We start from the raw sequence: 15497 nt of genomic DNA, 5'->3' as shown, positions 1-15497 counted from the left end.
AATACGCCTACTCTTAATTTATGCGAATAGCTCACGCCCGAATGTTGCCAAAATAACAACAACGATCACAACGGTCACTAGCGCCAACAGGAACGTGTCAAATCCCCGATCGACAAATTTTCTCGTACGCCTACCGCCAACCATCCTAGTCACCACATTATATCTCGTCAATCCGTAACAGACCAGCAGCATACCCGCGTCCAGCGTCAAACACCACGGACACAACGCGCCAATCTCAACATAACTCATATAAAACATCCAACCAGCAAACAGAAGGCCCGCCACCGCACCAAGCTGCGCGCCCCACATAAACCACTTCGGCAACTTCGCACCGACTAGCAACGCCACCGCAATTGTCACCATTACTGGTAGCGTCATCACGCCGATGAAACTATTGGGAAAGCCGAGTAGTGTCGCCGACCAATGGTTTGCCACCGCCGAACAGCTTATCACCGAATTCAAGTCGCAGTTCAGTGCAGCATGCGAATTTTTAGCAAGCGTCAGCGCCTCGATCGACAGTACAAACGAGGCCAACAAGCCCAAACCGCTGCCGAGCAGCAGCGCTAATACTGCGAACTGCCGGCGTTTTGAATCTTTGTTCGAGAGCCACTTACGCAGCATGTCAAACATAAAAACTCACCTCACTAATCGTCGGTAGCGGTAATCCGCGCCACATATTCTGCATCTGGCTATCAGCGCTCAATGCGATAACGGTCGGGTATTCAACGATGTCGTATGTCCGGCAAAAATCGCTGCCCTCAGCCGAATCTGGGTCAAGCTCTTCAATCGTATGCCCCGTCTGCCGACTAAAGTCATGCAGAAAACTAGTGACTTGGCGCGCGTAATCACTTTCTGCCCGATATACGACAACGACTCGCATTATTCTTGTCCTTTCTGGCGGCGTTGTTCTAGTATCTTGACGAAATCATCCAGCGTCTCAAACTTCTGAAACACGCTGGCAAAACGTACGTACGCCACTTCGTTACGCTTAGCTAATTCATCCAGCACAAACTCGCCTATTTGCCGCGACGGCACTTCTGAGGCGCCCAGAGCATACAATTTATCCTCAACAGCCGTAATAATCGACTCGACTTCCTCGTCGGATTTAAGGAATTTGCCGACCGACTGGCGCACCGCATGCGCGAGCTTGACTCGGTCAAACAGTTCACGACTACCATTTTTCTTGATCACAATGAGGTTTGGCTTTTCTACTCGTTCATACGTAGTGAAACGCCGTCCATCCGGCGTCTCGCGGCGGCGGCGAATCGCCACGCCATCAGAAACCTCTCGCGACTCGATCACGCGGCTATCACCAATGTTAAATCCGCTCATTTATTCCTCCTTGTTCTTTTTGCGGCGGCGAAGGAAGGCCGGCGTATCATCTTCGTCCGCCTCATCCTCAGCTGGCTGATCCCAGATGTTATTTTCCTGCTCAGACGTAAAGTCCGTCGCTCCGCTCTGTTCACTGAGCTCCAGATCAATCCCTTCAACCACCTCGTCATCAACCTCAGTCTCTGATTCATGCGACGCTTCACTCGTCAAACTCACCTCATGATCATGATATGTCTCGCTATCAAACCCAGTAGCGATAACCGTGATGATCACCTCGTCTTCAAGCTCTGGCTTGAGCGTCGCTCCAAAGATAATATTAGCATCAGGACTGACCGCACTGGTAATTACCTCGGCTGCCTCCTGAATTTCTGCCATACTCATATCATAGCCACCGGTCACGTTAAACAACACGCCCTTTGCACCGTCAATCGACACCTCGATCAGCGGACTCTCGATCGCTTGCTGAGCGGCCTGCACCGCACGGTTCTCGCCATCGGCCCGACCGATTCCCATCAGCGCCGAACCAGCCCGACTCATCACCGCCTTGACGTCAGCAAAGTCGAGATTAATCAAACCATGCTCGGTAATCAGCTCTGATATCCCCTGCACGCCTTGGCGCAGCACATCGTCAGCAATCTTGAACGTCTCGAGCAGCGGCGTCCGCCGATCAATCGTCTGCAGTAATCGATCATTCGGGATGGTGATCAAGGTGTCAACTTGGCGGCCCAGGTGAGTAATTGCCCAGTCTGCATTCACCCGACGCTTCTCGCCTTCAAAACTAAACGGCCGCGTCGCCACGCCAACCACCAGGATGTCCATCTCGCGAGCGATCTCTGCCACAATATGCCCAGCGCCCGATCCGGTGCCACCACCAGCACCAATCGTCACAAACACCATGTCCGCACCCTCAAGTGCCTGGCGGATCTCCTCACGCGACTCATTAGCCGCCGCCTCACCAACCATCGGATCAGCACCGGCGCCCAACCCATTAGTCGTGGTGTGCCCGAGGTGAATCTTGACATCTGCCTTAGAATTATGCAGCGCCTGAGCATCAGTATTCATGGCGATAAACTGCACGCCAGCGAGCCCCGCATCTTTCATCCGATTGATGGCCGAACCGCCAGCTCCACCGACACCAACAACTTTGATACTGGCAAACGTTTGAACTTCACTTGGTGTAATCTGCGGCATTTTCTTCTCCCTATCTTTCTCTTATCAAGTATACCATCTTTGTCTACTAGCTCCTACTTAAACCTCGCTAGCAATCGACTAATCATTCCGCCGGCTTTCTTTGTCACCGAACCCACTTTGCTCTGCGCGTGCTCGGCCCGCTCGGCCCCTGCCCCGTCAATGAGCATCAGACCAATTGCCGCTGCAAACTCCGGCCCATTCGCCTCGTCGCTCACGCCCGCATATCCTGCCGGCACGCCTAGTTTAGCCGCCACGCCGAGGCTATTTTTGGCAAATTCGACCAGATCCTTAACCTTGGCGCCACCACCAACCAGCACCACGCCACTCGGTAGCCGCCCAATGCCACCGGCCCGCTTCAACTCTTTGGCAACTAGCTCGAAAATCTCCTCATAGCGCGCCTCAACAATCTCGTCAATCTCACTTTGTTCAAATGTATACACCTGTTTGTCGTATTTGGTATCAACGCGACCAACCTTACCGCCGCCCAGCCGGGCGTGCACCAATTTGACCGCCTCAGCGATCTCCGGGTCGGTCTTCAGCCCAATCGCCACATCATTTGTCACGTTCTGCGCCCCCATGGGAATCACCGCCACATGCTGCAAGTCACCCTCTTCAAACACGGCCACACCGGTCGTGCTACCACCAATGTCGATAACTGCCACGCCGTTCTCAATCTGCGACTCACTGAGCACCGCTCGCGCTGCCGCCAACACACTTGGTGTCAGGCTTGAGGCAGTGACATTCGCCATCTCGGCCGACCGGCGTAAATTCACCACATACGGCGTCAAGCCCGAGACCACATTTGCTCGCAGCTCCAGACGCGTGCCGCTCATCCCCACCGGATCCTTGATGTTGTCCTGTCCGTCCAACCGATAAGCATGCGGCACAATCTCTAAAATCTCTCGATTCGCCGGCACCTTCCCAGTGGTTGCTACCTCTTCAATCCGCAGCACATCCTCGTCCGTCACTTCACCGCCGCTCATCCCCACCGCGATCATACCATCGGCCTTGGTGCTCAAAATGTGCGACCCATTGACGCTCAGCGCCGCTGCATTAATATGATGACCACTCATGCGTTCGGCCGCCTCGAGCGCCTTGTCAATTGCTGCCGCCGGCCCCGTCAAGTTCGATACCGCGCCCTTACGCATGCCGCTATTCTCACTAACGCCAACGCCAACGATGTTCGGCAGCCCCGACTCCCCGATATGTCCGACCACGCAGCGCACGGTCTTCGTACCAACATCAATTCCTACAGCATATCGAGATTGTTCTTGCATATGCTTAGTATACCAGATAGCCTAGAGCGTCGTCAAAATCTCCGCACCCGTCTCAGTAATCAATACGGTGTGTTCAAAATGTGCACCCAAACTGCCGTCTTTCATGCTAATCGTCCAGCCGTCATCCTTGGTCACAATTTTCTCGCTGCCGAGGCTGGCCATCGGCTCAATAGCAATTGTATCACCTGCGTGCAGCACTGGCCCGGTACCGCGCCGGCCATAATTTGGAATCTCCGGACTCATGTGCATCTGTAGTCCCACGCCGTGGCCAACCAGCTCGCGAATGATACCCAATTTGGCTTTCTTCAATACCGCTTCCACGCCCGCCGAAATATCGCCAACGCGCGTCCCGTCACCGGAAATCGCATCAATTCCCGCATACAAACTCTGCTCCGTTGCGTGCAGTAAATGTTTTTTAGCGCCGCGCGGCTCTTCGTCAATCACCATCGTAAAGGCGCTGTCAGTTTTCATGCCGCGGTAACCGATTACCAGATCAAAGCTCACTACATCGCCCTTCTCGAACATATATTCCGTCGGAAACGAGTGCACCAACTGTTCATTAGTCGACACGCAAATCACCCCTGGGAATTTCACCTCATCCGTCAAATACGTTGCTTCCGCGCCGAAATCCTTAATTCGCCCAGCCACAAACTCATTAACATCCAGCTCACTCATTCCGGCCGTTACCTTCCGACGCAACTCGTCATAAATCGTCGCCAACATCCGTCCGCATTCGCGCATATCCTTCATTTGCTGCGGCGTTTTCTCACCCGTAATTAAAGTTGACATGCGTGCGCCACCTCTTCATAAATCCGGTCATGCACTTCGCCAGCCGTACCGACGCCATCCAAATGGACAATCCTAACGCCTGCCTCAGCAAAAATCCCCAACACCGGATACATTTTTTGTCGATAAATCGTCATTCGCCGGGCAATCGCCTCTGGCGTATCCTCCAGACGACCGCGCTTCTCTAGTCGCCGCATAATCTCCGCCTCCGGCACTTCCAGTGAAATCACCGTATCAATTTTCTCATTCATCCGCGCCATGTACTCATCCAGCCACGCCGCCTGCTCCTTCGTCCGCGGAAAGCCGTCGACAATAATATTTGGATAGTTTCTATCGCGCGCCTCCTGCACCGCCTGCTCAAACACTTGGTAAATCAACTCATCGCTCACCAGTTCGCCCGAGCGTAAAATATCAATCACCGCCGGATCATTACTGCGGCGCAGCATCTCGCCGGTTGATAGCCACTTCCAACCCTGGCGCGCCGCCAGCATCTGCCCCTGCATACTTTTACCAGCTCCCGGCGGCCCAAATAATAAGATCATCCTTTACTCCTTTTTCTGTGTTGTTATTGTTTTGCTAGCGTTTCTTTGGTAATTTTCGCAATCAAGGCGCCATCAGCCGCATTGCCGGCTTTAGTCTTCACCGCGCCAATCACCTGACCCATTTGCTGCATCGTCGCACCCAGATCAGCAACTACCGCCTCGACCATTGCCCGAACCTCGTCTTCGCTCAGCTGTTTAGGTAAAAATTCTTGTAAAATTGCTGCCTCTTGCTCCTCTGGTTCAGCTAGTTCCACCCGGCCATTTGCTCGGTATAACGTGGCACTTTCTTTGCGCTTTTTGACTTCGCGGGCAATAACCTTCTCGACTTCTACATCGTTTAGACCCTCGTCACGCTTACCGAGCAACACCTCCTCATTGAGAATCGCCGCTTTTAGATTACGCAGGACATCACCCCGAAAGCGATGCCGCCCTAGAAGAGCGGCTTTCATCTCATCAGCAATACGCGCTTTTAGCGCCGACATTAACGCGTTGCCCCCATACGCATTCTGGCTGTTTTCTCGGCCCGGCGCTCGCGGCGAATAATCGCTTTCTTACGACGCTCAACCTTGGAAATCGGCTTGGCAAATCGCATCACCGACTTTGCCCGTGCAAGGACACCGCTCTGCAGCACCCTGCGATTAAAGCGACGAATCACATTCTCGTTCGCTTCCTTCTGATCTTTACGTGTAACTTGAACCATACTTTTTGCATTATAACAGATGAGAAAATATTTGACAAATTAGCATCTAAGATCGGTTAGACTGAGCACGAAAAGACGCCACCCGATATTTATCCGTGCGGCGTCCGGCAACTAATTTTAGCCCAGCCAACTAAAGCTGCTCTCCTTCCGCGGTTTGGCTATCTTTTTTGTATGTTGCCTCAAACGCACCTCTTTCAATAATATATCTTTCTTTTTCACCATTACTGTTCTCAATTTGACTTTCTACAATTATGCAATTAGCCCCACCTGTCTGTTGACCACCCCACGGCGCATCAATGACAATCTCTTTACCCTCTGGGTTCTCCATACACTTCACAACATTTTTAGGCAAATACTTACCATTAGCAGCTACACCATTCTCTTCCGTAAGTGGCTCATAGAGGTTATGAAAATCTTTGGCATTTATAATATAACGCTCGCCTTTCTCGCCCGTAACGATTGCATCACCAGGATTCGCTATATTAACCGTCTCAACTCGCTCTGTTCCGTCTTCTTCTGTGATAACTGTTTCTACCTTCTGAGTGGTTTCTGAAATCTCAACCTCAATAGCCTTATTGGGATCTTTGATCTTACTATAAGTATCTTTTACTTTAGAAAAATCTAATGTAGATAGGTCCAGATGAACCGGTACATTCTCCCTACCGATCTCGGCCCAATTGGCAGCGTTTGGATTTGGACTTCCATTGCCATCGGTATGCTCATAATTTTGTGTCATGTTTGTTTCCCTCTTGTGTTTAGCAAATTTTATATTACGAATTCATGCTACTCTCTTTTTTGTTATTTGTCAAGTTACTGACATTACCGGAGGGAAGCGCGTAGTTTCGATACATAACATCGTTGCTAATTTCACAACGAAAAATCTACCATGCTCAAGCGACTAGTTGCTACATTCAAACAAAAGTTGTAATTACCACATCAATCAGACAAAGCCACGTGAACGAGCCGCCCCTCAACCGTCCGCACCCCTTGCCATTCATTAATGGTCGGCTGGAACCACGCCGTCACCTCGTCGCCTGGCTCGCGGAAAAATTCCTCCGGCGCGTTAAATGCCAGCATTTGCAACACTTTACCGTTTTTATCACGCAGTGCTAATTTAACGTGCTGTCCATCCGCACCCATTCGCCGCGCGCTCAGCACGATAGCTGTGGTAATTTTTACTACAGGCTCTGGGTTGCCATTGCCAAACGGCTCCATTCTTGCCAGATTCTCTACTAATTCCTCATCAATTTCCGAAAAATCATCGATTTCCACGTCAGCTCGCGGCAGCAAATATCGCTCTTGATTTATGAGTTGCAGCGAATCATAAAACTCATTTACTCGCCGGCGAAAATCGTTAATTCTCTCAGTCGCCAGCGTCACGCCCGCTGCCGCACCATGCCCGCCACCTTTGATAATAATATCGTCCGCTGCCCGCACAGCATCTGCCGCTGAAAAATCACCAAAACTGCGCGCCGAACCAGTCGCTTCCTCGCCGCGCTCGCCAATGATAAACACTGGCTTTTTATATTTTTCCACCAATTTCGACGCCACAATACCGATAACGCCGTGATTCCAACCATCACTACTTACCACCAGCACCCGGTCATCAGCCAATTCCTCAGCCTGCTCACACGCTTCCTCAAAAATCGCGTCCTGAATTCCACGCCGCTTGACGTTCAATTCCTCCAGTTTTTCGCTCGCCTCCAATGCCGCCAATCCATCGCGCGCCACCAACATATCCAGTGCATGCTGCGCCGTTTCCAGCCGACCCGCCGCATTCATTCGCGGACCCAAACCAAACCCCAAATGCCTAGCATTGACCTGCTCTGGTTCAATACCCGCCACTGCCATCAACGCTTTCAGTCCTGGGCGTTGTTGTTTTTTCAACACCTCCAAGCCCCAATACACATTTGCCCTATTTTCATCAGCCAACGTCACAATGTCACAAACCGTCCCCAACGCCACCAAATCCAGCAGCCATTTTTCATAGCCGTCAGGTAACCCATCTAGTTCTGTCTGCAGCGCCTGCACCAACTTAAACGCCACGCCCGCACCGCACAAATCACGAAATGGATAAGTATGTCCTGGAAATTTCGGATTCACCGCTGCCACACTCGGCGGCGGCGTCTCGGCCACGTTATGATGATCTGTCACCACCGTATCAATCCCCAAGCTAGCGGCATAGGCAATTTCCGCATGGCACAAACTACCGGTATCCACCGTCACGATCAAATCCGCACCCATATCGCGCACCTTGTCCACCGCACCCATGGTCATGCCATAACCCTCAACAAAACGGTTCGGAATGAAAGCATCGACGTCCTCAAAACCAAACTTACCAAAGGCATCCAGCAGCAGCGCCGTAGCGCTCAGCCCATCAATGTCATAATCGCCGTAAATGACGATTTTTTCGCCCTGCTCCCGCGCCTGTTTCAACCGCGCCACTGCCTTCTTCATGTCCGGCAGCAAAAACGGATCGTGCTTCACCGCCACATAATCCGGCTGCAAAAAAGCTTCGCGTGCTGCCCGCGTCGTCAAGCCCCGCGCTGTCAAAATCTGCTCAAATAAGGTCATCAATCTCTATCAACCGAGCCGCGCTTCGGCCGGGCCGCATGTTGCTGCGACTTAATCACCATACTCTGTAATTCCTTGAAAATCGGGAACTGCTTGTTCGTAAAGTATGCCCGCGAATTGCCTTGCTTCTCACTCCTCAGGAAACCAACCTTCTCTAGCCGCTTGAGCTCGCGCTGAATATTACCCGGATCTTCCTTGATCAGCTTGGCCAGGCCACGTACGTGCGTATGAAAATCAGGATACTTGGCGTACACGACTACGATTTTGCGTCTCACTCGTGATGTAATAAAAATGTCAAGCATTCTCTCCCCATGTTCCCTTTCGCTATCACTCAGTGTATCACAATTTTACAACACCCGACAAGCTTTTTTCGACAATTATACGCCCCACCCCTCAGTATACGTACTTACACCCTAAAACGCTCATGATTATATTCAACCAGCCAGCGCGGTATAATAAAGCAAGACATGCACTACTATTTGGTATCACCGATCAAGATCATTCGTGCCGATGCGCACTCGTTTACCTATGCACACCCTGAGCAGCTGCCAGTCGGTGCACTCGTGGTTATAGAAGTTGGCTCGGCTCAGTGCGTTGGCATCATTATGTCGGCAGTCGTTAAGCCCGAGTTTACGGTTAAAGAAATTGTCCAGATTTTAGATGACGCTCCCGTGCCGCTACCGCTCATCCAAACGGCTCTGTGGATGAGTAGCTATTATCATACGCATCTCGCGACCGTCTGGCAAACCATTCTGCCACGCGGTTTGACGAAAAAGCGCCGCCACATACCCGCACGCGCCGCCAGTCCGCAGGCCTCACGACCACCGACAACAGCGCTCACGCCCGACCAGAGAGCCGCCATCACCGCCATTGACGACATGCTCCCCGGCAGCGCCCTACTACATGGCGTGACCGGATCTGGCAAGACGCGTGTCTATATCGAGCTCGCCCGGCGGTTGATGGACGAGGGCTTATCGTCAATTATTCTGGTGCCAGAAATTGCCCTCACCTCACAACTCGTTAGCGAATTTGCGAGGTATTTCGACAATATTATCCTCACCCACTCGCGTCAGACCGAAGCCGAGCGGCACGTGACTTGGCAACATGTTATCAATTCACGCGACCCGCTCATCGTCATCGGCCCTCGATCGGCCCTATTCATGCCCGTCCAGCAGCTGGGCCTCGTCGTCATTGATGAATGTCACGAACCCAGCTTCAAACAAGAACAATCGCCCCGCTACTCAGCGCCGCGCACTGCGGCCATTCTCGCTCGCCAGCATGAAGCCAAGCTCGTTCTCGGCAGTGCCACCCCTACGATCAGCGATTATTTTCTGGCGAAAACCGCTGGCCGGCCTATCATCGCTATGCCCACGCCCGCCCGTTCAGACGCCGTCAAGCCGCGCATCTCGCTGGTTGATATGACCAAGCGCACGAACTTTACTCAGCATTTCTTTCTCTCTGATCAACTACTCTCGGCTATCACCGGCTCGCTGAATGACGGTAATCAAGCCCTCATCTTTCATAATCGCCGCGGCACTGCCGCTATCACCCTATGTGAACAATGCGGCTGGAATGCTGGCTGTCCGCGCTGCTTCGTGCCGCTCACACTACACGCCGACCAGCACCAGCTCCTCTGTCATATTTGTGGGTTTGCTGCACCCGTACCCACCAGCTGCCCCGAGTGTCGTCATGCCGATATCATTCATAAAGGCCTCGGCACCAAGCGCATCGAGGCAGAATTACGCAAGCTCTTTCCCGCAAGCACCATCGCCCGCTTCGATGCCGATACAAGTACCAACGACGCGGCCGATAAGCGCTACAACGAGCTCAAAAACGGCTCAATTGACATCATCATCGGCACCCAAGTGATCGCCAAGGGCCTCGATCTACCGCACCTACGCACTGTTGGTGTCGTCCAAGCCGACGCCGGGTTGACACTGCCTGACTTTTCCTCGAGCGAGCGCACCTTTCAGCTGCTGGCCCAAGTCGTTGGCCGCGTTGGCCGCTCCCATCACGCCACCGACGTCATCGTCCAGACCTTTCAGCCGGATCATCCCGCCATCCGAGATGGGCTTGCCCAAAACTATACTGATTTCTACGCCCGCACTATCGCCCAGCGACGCGCCACTGACTTTCCACCGTTCGTCTATCTACTTAAATTAACCTGCGTCTACAAAACCGAAGCTGCCGCCATCCGCAACGCCAAAAAGCTCGCCCAGACACTGCGGGCAGCTGCCCCGGCCGACGTACGCATCCTCGGCCCAACACCAGCATTTTATGAGCGAGTCCGCGACACGTACCGCTGGCAGCTCATTCTCAAAAGCCCCCGCCGCGGCGACCTCGTCAGTCTCCTTGACCTCGTGCCACCGACTCATTGGCAGGCTGAGCTCGATCCGACCAGCCTCCTCTAGCCACATATGCTATAATGATCACAATGACTAAAGACGATATCATTGCTCTACCAAATCCGCATCTCCGCCAAAAATCAGCTAAAATTCACGTCATCACCGACGAGGTGCGTCAGTTATCAGCCGATATGATCGCGGCCGCTCTTGACTGGGAAGATTCTCGCCCTCATGAAATCAGCGCTGCCCTAGCTGCCATCCAGGTTGATCGCCTCGAGCGCGTCATCATCGTCCGCAGCGACTTTGACGACAAAGCAACTCGCGAATTCACCACCTTGATCAATCCTGAAATTGTCAAATACGAGGGAGAAATTGTCGCCGATTTCGAAGGCTGCCTCAGCGTTAAGCAAGTCTACGGCAAAGTCCCCCGCCATTCTAAAATCCGTGTCAAGGCTCTTGACCTTGATGGCAACGAGATTCGCCTTAAGGCCGAAGGTTTCCTCGCCCGTGTCATCCAGCACGAGATCGATCACACCAACGGCGTCGTCTTTATCGACCATATCCGTGACCAGCACGATGCTTTTTACACGCTTGATGATTCTGGTGAATTGCAGCCGCTTGATTACGAAGCCGACATCAAAGATAATGCTCAGCTGTGGGACTAACATGCCGCCAATCATCTTTTTCGGCACCGAAGCGTACAGTCTGATTACCCTTAAAGCACTCTACGAGGCAGGATTTCCCATTTGCGCCGTCATCACCAAACCCGATATGCGTAGCGGCCGCGGCCATAAGCTTACCGAACCACCAGTCAAGACCTTTGCCCGCCAACATGGCATCCTCGTCTGGCAGCCCAACAAGCTCCGCGACATTATCCCCGATATCACCGCCCTTCAGCCCGTCGCCGGCGTCCTCGTCGCTTATGGCAAAATTATCCCCCAGTCAATCATTGACCTCTTCACTCCTGGTATTATTAATCTCCATCCCTCGCTACTGCCAAAATGGCGTGGCCCTTCGCCCATTGAGGCCGTCATTGCACACCAAGATACAGAAACCGGTGTTTCCATTATGCAACTTGACGCCCAGATGGACGCTGGCCCAATTTACACCCAACACCGTCACCCGCTCACTGGCACTGAAACCAAACCGCAGCTATATGATGAACTGTTTGCTGCCGGCAGCGACCTGCTCGTGCGCACGCTGCCAAGTATCCTCGCCGGTACGCTCCAGCCGACCCCACAAAACGACACCGATGCCACGTATTGCCAGCTGCTTTCCAAGGATATGTCACTCATTGACCCGACGGCAATGACCGCAGCCGCCGCCGATGCCCATGTGCGGGCGTATCTCGGCTTTCCACGTAGTCGTCTGCGCATTCATGACCGTGAACTCATTATCACCAAAACTCGCGCCTCAAACGCCCCAGAATCGCCGCTGAGCGTTAAGTGCTGTGATGGACGATATCTTGCCGTCCTCGAGCTGATTGCCCCGAGCGGCAAACAAATGACCGCAGAGGCGTTTCTCCGCGGCCATCAAGGCTAAGTTCATGAGCTAAGGCAGCTAAAGGCTCGCTCTAAGCTTGTCCCGGCGCCGAGGATGCACCCATACCGCCTAAAATAGCCTCGCGGTTAGTTATAATCTCCTTCTTCAGCTCGTCCATTGTTGCCGCCACCACGTCGCGATAATCAGGCCGATTTACCTCCAGCCACTTCGTCGCCGCAAACTCATCTTTTAGACCCGGATTATTCGGATCAGCCTTGGTCGCCTGCACCAGCCGCTGAAACATTGGCTCCTGCTGGTAATTTGGTGCGTGTTTGGCGAGAAACTCATCTACCGCGCCCGGCGCCTTGTCGATAATGTTCGCAAACTCATCCAGCTGCGCGTCGCTCATCCCCTGACTCAGCCGCTCGCCGACCCGTAGCTCCAACTCGCTATAAATATGCTGCAAAAACGGCTTCTTCTGCTCATCTGGCAGTTGGTCTAGTCCTAATTCTTTCAAAAAATTATCATCTAGTTGGAACATATCGTCTCCTCGTTTATGGTTCCCGTTCTCTCTATACTAGTATAGCAGCATCCTGATCAGAATGCTACTATACCTTCATGAGAGCTATTCGACGACCTATGTGTCCAACCGACTTTTTAGACGAACAATCTCATCCTCCAGTATTGCCTGGTATAGCTGTCCAGCCTCTGGTATATGAGTTTTTAGCCACTCACCGACAACGCTAGGATCACCATCATGTGCGTCAACGAGCTTATTTAATTCCTCATCTTGTTCTTCCGTTAATAGCTCATCACTAACGCTAGCAAATTGGACCTCAACCGCACCAACGAGGTTGTGGAGAGTGCTCTGCTTAACCTCATCACTCGCACCAGTAATGCCTAACTGCTCAAATATTTGTTCATGTGTCATTGTTTGTGTTCTCCTATTGTTTTAATTTCTAAACCTTAGTAACATCTTTCATAGCCTCAATGGCTCGCACCGCTTCATCACTAAAGCGCACACTCGTGTTAACATTCCAAGCCCCAAACTGCTGGTCGCCAGCTTTTCCCGTAAACATATCTACTGGGTTATTGTTAGCGTCGGCAAAAACCTTATCTTGACCAACGTTGTCTGCAAGCTTCTTCAGAAACTCCGTCGAGTCGCCCTCAAGCTTATAGCCAAGATGCTGCAACTGATCGCCAACCACGCTCTCTGGCGCACCGTTCGTGTTAACCTCGGTAAGGTGAGGCTGAGCGGGCGGGGTCTCTGATGAAACTGTTGGTGGAACATTTCCAGCACTATCACCGCCTCCAGTTTCTGACTTTGGATTTTCAACGTTGCCACTCCCGCCGGCACTTCCTGATCCCATCAAATCCGTAGAAAATTTAATGGCTGCAGCTAGCGCCACCGCACCCAACACTGGCCTGGTAAGACGCTCGGTACTCTTGCCAGCCTCAATTGATGTCTCATATAGATGCGTACCGACGATATCACGAGCACCCGGCTCCCAATCAGAACCCTCTTTTTGCGCCTCCTCAGTCCGAGCCTGCATAGACTCCAAGAACTGTTGATGATATACGTCTGCCACAGCTTCGGCTTTATATTCTTTATTCAACGGATTTTTATCTTCTGGACTAACTTTCATGTTAGCGTTCCGCTTATTTGCCAAGCCGCGAAATACACCGGCACCAGCCCCAGCAACGGCAATACCAAGCGGTATATTAAACATCGCCGTTACGCCACCAATCGCACCAGCAGTCAGATAGCCCAGACGTCGCAACCACTTGCTCATTGGACGACGACGGTTGCCGTCCTCATCTTTGCCGCGATCCATCTGCAGACGCGCAATTTCTTGGACATTACCGTAATGCTCTGCTGTAAAGAACTGGCTACGCAAACCGCGTACTTCCTCTTTTGTTAGATTACCATGATCAATCTCCTGACCGAGGAAGTTGTGCCGGTCAACGTCAACCTGCGTCAAGGCTGCTTCGTAGGCTGCCGCTGCCTCCTGCTCTTCTTTAGACGGGCGTGTTAGACGATCAGCGAGCTTAGCGCCCAATCGACCACAACCTAGCAAGCGTTCCATAAGCTTACCGTTTGGATTGATGCGTAGTCCACAGCTCTTTTGTTTAAGAGCCATAACTTCTTGGAAACGCTCACGTGCAGCTTCATAGCGCCTAATATGCTCAAGATACGTGTATCGTTTCTCACCAGTAGCAGGGTCTATCTCATACGTATTCTCAAAGAAATCGCTCATGCGAGTCATAGCATCGCTGATTCTCTCCTCGGCTGGGCGTGGATCATCCTCACCACTACCATCAATCTTCTCTATGATTGCCTGAATAGCTTTGCGTGCCTTCGCCTTGTCTTCAGCAGAGGCGTCTGGATCACTGAGAACTCGCGAAGCCTCACCCATTAGCTTAACGGCTTCATTTGTGAGATCTTTTTTACCACCCTCACCGCTACTACCTTGGCCTTCAGGCCCCTTGTTGCCTGCTGAGCCCCCTTCCGGACTTTTCTTGGCTGGCGGCAAAGCAAGAGGAGACTTATTATTCTTGCTACTCGGACCTGGCTCTAGAGCCGGTAATGTATTCAGAGGAGATGGGCTGGATTCACCTTGTGACTGGCTCGTCTGATCTCCCTTTCGCTTCTCAGCCTTGTAATCCTCATAATTCTTAGCAAAAGCGTCCTGTGCCTGACGTAGTGCCCGCTCGGTAATCACGGCTTCTGCCGACCAAGTGCCACGGGCCCTACCACCGGTGCGGTCTTGCAGTTCTTGTTTAAGGCTATCAATCTTATCACCACCAAGCTCACCATACAACTCAGTAAGCGCACGGTGCTCATTCTGTAAACCAGCAATTTGCTGATTGTATCCGATAATCTTGTCACGGTAGATGTCATGACCACCATACTTCTCGACGAGCTGAGGAGAAAGTTGCTTGTTAGCCTTATACTCTTTTGTGGTCGCCCGCTTCGAGGCGACGACCTCATTCATTTGCTCAGAGATAGAAGAAAACTTGCCAGCAAATTCCTGCATTGCTGCATTAGGGGCTGGAATCTGTTCTGGCGAGTTGGCGACTCGTTCCGCAGATGGCATAGTATTGCCGCGGCGAGGGATATTTCTTTCTGACATGTGGTGGTTTCCTTTCAGAGAGTAAGTGACTACTAAAACAGTTTGACTATCTCATAAAATATATGTTTATAGCTTAGACTTTAGCAGATTTATATAAAAAAGTCAATAGAAAATCGTCCGATATACTAAAATTA

The 15497-nt window shown here is 52.0% G+C and carries 18 protein-coding genes; 3 read left to right on the top strand and 15 right to left on the bottom strand.

The features are described from left to right. Positions 1 to 18: 18 nt before the first annotated feature. The 12 genes from FBF24_00885 to FBF24_00830 all read right to left on the bottom strand — a co-directional run bounded on the left by FBF24_00885 (position 19) and on the right by FBF24_00830 (position 8704). Complete coding sequence (locus FBF24_00885) at positions 19 to 630, bottom strand: vitamin K epoxide reductase family protein (GenBank protein QCT40448.1); 612 nt, start codon at positions 628 to 630, stop codon at positions 19 to 21. Further along, positions 623 to 880 (bottom strand): hypothetical protein, encoded by a 258-nt coding sequence (locus FBF24_00880; protein ID QCT40447.1) that lies wholly within the window; start codon positions 878 to 880, stop codon positions 623 to 625. Before FBF24_00880 ends, FBF24_00885 begins: the two co-directional genes overlap by 8 nt. Next, a complete protein-coding gene (nrdR, locus tag FBF24_00875) occupies positions 880 to 1332 on the bottom strand; it encodes a transcriptional repressor NrdR (GenBank protein ID QCT40446.1) in 453 nt (150 codons plus the stop codon). Before nrdR ends, FBF24_00880 begins: the two co-directional genes overlap by 1 nt. Next, the gene (gene ftsZ, locus FBF24_00870; protein QCT40445.1) at positions 1333 to 2523 is read right to left on the bottom strand and encodes a cell division protein FtsZ; all 1191 of its coding nucleotides are present in this window, start codon (positions 2521 to 2523) and stop codon (positions 1333 to 1335) included. Between the two features lie 53 nt (positions 2524 to 2576). Further along, positions 2577 to 3800, bottom strand: coding sequence for a cell division protein FtsA (ftsA, locus tag FBF24_00865; protein ID QCT40444.1), 1224 nt, complete (start codon positions 3798 to 3800; stop codon positions 2577 to 2579). Positions 3801 to 3821: 21 nt separating this feature from the next. After that, complete coding sequence (gene map, locus FBF24_00860; GenBank protein ID QCT40443.1) at positions 3822 to 4589, bottom strand: type I methionyl aminopeptidase; 768 nt, start codon at positions 4587 to 4589, stop codon at positions 3822 to 3824. Continuing rightward, a complete protein-coding gene (locus tag FBF24_00855; GenBank protein QCT40442.1) occupies positions 4577 to 5128 on the bottom strand; it encodes an oxidoreductase in 552 nt (183 codons plus the stop codon). The genes map and FBF24_00855 overlap by 13 nt, the downstream gene beginning before the upstream one ends. Before the next feature lie 23 nt (positions 5129 to 5151). Further along, entirely contained in the window at positions 5152 to 5610 is a 459-nt protein-coding gene (locus FBF24_00850; GenBank protein QCT40441.1) for a GatB/YqeY, read from the bottom strand. After that, on the bottom strand, positions 5610 to 5828 hold the full coding sequence (locus FBF24_00845) for a hypothetical protein (protein ID QCT40440.1): 219 nt from the start codon (positions 5826 to 5828) through the stop codon (positions 5610 to 5612). Before FBF24_00845 ends, FBF24_00850 begins: the two co-directional genes overlap by 1 nt. A 130-nt stretch (positions 5829 to 5958) precedes the next feature. Beyond that, positions 5959 to 6564, bottom strand: a complete 606-nt coding sequence (locus FBF24_00840; GenBank protein QCT40439.1) for a hypothetical protein — start codon at positions 6562 to 6564, stop codon at positions 5959 to 5961. Positions 6565 to 6764: 200 nt separating this feature from the next. Beyond that, on the bottom strand, positions 6765 to 8402 hold the full coding sequence (gene recJ / locus FBF24_00835; protein QCT40438.1) for a single-stranded-DNA-specific exonuclease RecJ: 1638 nt from the start codon (positions 8400 to 8402) through the stop codon (positions 6765 to 6767). Next, entirely contained in the window at positions 8402 to 8704 is a 303-nt protein-coding gene (locus FBF24_00830) for an ArsR family transcriptional regulator (protein ID QCT40437.1), read from the bottom strand. Before FBF24_00830 ends, recJ begins: the two co-directional genes overlap by 1 nt. A gap of 165 nt (positions 8705 to 8869) precedes the next feature. Between FBF24_00830 and priA the strand changes: the two genes are divergently transcribed. Genes priA through fmt form a run of 3 tightly spaced genes read left to right on the top strand, consistent with a single transcriptional unit; the run spans position 8870 to position 12289 of the window. Further along, positions 8870 to 10813: a primosomal protein N' gene (priA, locus tag FBF24_00825; GenBank protein QCT40436.1), complete on the top strand. Its 1944-nt coding sequence runs from the start codon at positions 8870 to 8872 to the stop codon at positions 10811 to 10813. A gap of 23 nt (positions 10814 to 10836) precedes the next feature. Beyond that, positions 10837 to 11412, top strand: a complete 576-nt coding sequence (gene def / locus FBF24_00820; GenBank protein QCT40435.1) for a peptide deformylase — start codon at positions 10837 to 10839, stop codon at positions 11410 to 11412. A gap of 1 nt (position 11413) precedes the next feature. Then, positions 11414 to 12289 carry a methionyl-tRNA formyltransferase gene (gene fmt, locus FBF24_00815; protein ID QCT40434.1) on the top strand — a complete coding sequence of 292 codons (876 nt, stop codon included), beginning with the start codon at positions 11414 to 11416 and terminating at the stop codon, positions 12287 to 12289. A 31-nt stretch (positions 12290 to 12320) separates the two neighbouring features. Here the strand turns inward: fmt and FBF24_00810 are convergent, their stop codons facing one another. The 3 genes from FBF24_00810 to FBF24_00800 form a co-directional block, all read right to left on the bottom strand. Continuing rightward, positions 12321 to 12770, bottom strand: a complete 450-nt coding sequence (locus FBF24_00810) for a hypothetical protein (GenBank protein QCT40433.1) — start codon at positions 12768 to 12770, stop codon at positions 12321 to 12323. Between the two features lie 96 nt (positions 12771 to 12866). Continuing rightward, entirely contained in the window at positions 12867 to 13160 is a 294-nt protein-coding gene (locus FBF24_00805) for a hypothetical protein (GenBank protein ID QCT40432.1), read from the bottom strand. Positions 13161 to 13188: 28 nt separating this feature from the next. Beyond that, a complete protein-coding gene (locus FBF24_00800; protein QCT40431.1) occupies positions 13189 to 15363 on the bottom strand; it encodes a hypothetical protein in 2175 nt (724 codons plus the stop codon). Between the last annotated feature and the right edge of the window lie 134 nt (positions 15364 to 15497).

The organism is Candidatus Saccharibacteria bacterium oral taxon 488 (assembly GCA_005697215.1).
GTDB lineage: Bacteria > Patescibacteriota > Saccharimonadia > Saccharimonadales > Saccharimonadaceae > Nanosynbacter.
Note: the sequence above shows the minus strand (reverse complement) of the source record. Positions and strands in the feature narration are given on the sequence as shown.

Excerpts from the sequence above, each read along its gene's own strand:
- FBF24_00880 (QCT40447.1), bottom strand. The coding sequence starts at position 880 with ATGCGAGTCGTTGTCGTATATCGGGCAGAAAGTGATTACGCGCGCCAA.
- ftsZ (QCT40445.1), bottom strand. The coding sequence starts at position 2,523 with ATGCCGCAGATTACACCAAGTGAAGTTCAAACGTTTGCCAGTATCAAA.
- FBF24_00805 (QCT40432.1), bottom strand. The coding sequence starts at position 13,160 with ATGACACATGAACAAATATTTGAGCAGTTAGGCATTACTGGTGCGAGT.
- FBF24_00810 (QCT40433.1), bottom strand. The coding sequence starts at position 12,770 with ATGTTCCAACTAGATGATAATTTTTTGAAAGAATTAGGACTAGACCAA.
- map (QCT40443.1), bottom strand. The coding sequence starts at position 4,589 with ATGTCAACTTTAATTACGGGTGAGAAAACGCCGCAGCAAATGAAGGAT.
- ftsA (QCT40444.1), bottom strand. The coding sequence starts at position 3,800 with ATGCAAGAACAATCTCGATATGCTGTAGGAATTGATGTTGGTACGAAG.
- recJ (QCT40438.1), bottom strand. The coding sequence starts at position 8,402 with ATGACCTTATTTGAGCAGATTTTGACAGCGCGGGGCTTGACGACGCGG.
- def (QCT40435.1), top strand. The coding sequence starts at position 10,837 with ATGACTAAAGACGATATCATTGCTCTACCAAATCCGCATCTCCGCCAA.
- FBF24_00845 (QCT40440.1), bottom strand. The coding sequence starts at position 5,828 with ATGGTTCAAGTTACACGTAAAGATCAGAAGGAAGCGAACGAGAATGTG.
- FBF24_00840 (QCT40439.1), bottom strand. The coding sequence starts at position 6,564 with ATGACACAAAATTATGAGCATACCGATGGCAATGGAAGTCCAAATCCA.
- FBF24_00830 (QCT40437.1), bottom strand. The coding sequence starts at position 8,704 with ATGCTTGACATTTTTATTACATCACGAGTGAGACGCAAAATCGTAGTC.
- FBF24_00800 (QCT40431.1), bottom strand. The coding sequence starts at position 15,363 with ATGTCAGAAAGAAATATCCCTCGCCGCGGCAATACTATGCCATCTGCG.
- FBF24_00850 (QCT40441.1), bottom strand. The coding sequence starts at position 5,610 with ATGTCGGCGCTAAAAGCGCGTATTGCTGATGAGATGAAAGCCGCTCTT.
- FBF24_00855 (QCT40442.1), bottom strand. The coding sequence starts at position 5,128 with ATGATCTTATTATTTGGGCCGCCGGGAGCTGGTAAAAGTATGCAGGGG.
- priA (QCT40436.1), top strand. The coding sequence starts at position 8,870 with ATGCACTACTATTTGGTATCACCGATCAAGATCATTCGTGCCGATGCG.
- FBF24_00885 (QCT40448.1), bottom strand. The coding sequence starts at position 630 with ATGTTTGACATGCTGCGTAAGTGGCTCTCGAACAAAGATTCAAAACGC.
- nrdR (QCT40446.1), bottom strand. The coding sequence starts at position 1,332 with ATGAGCGGATTTAACATTGGTGATAGCCGCGTGATCGAGTCGCGAGAG.
- fmt (QCT40434.1), top strand. The coding sequence starts at position 11,414 with ATGCCGCCAATCATCTTTTTCGGCACCGAAGCGTACAGTCTGATTACC.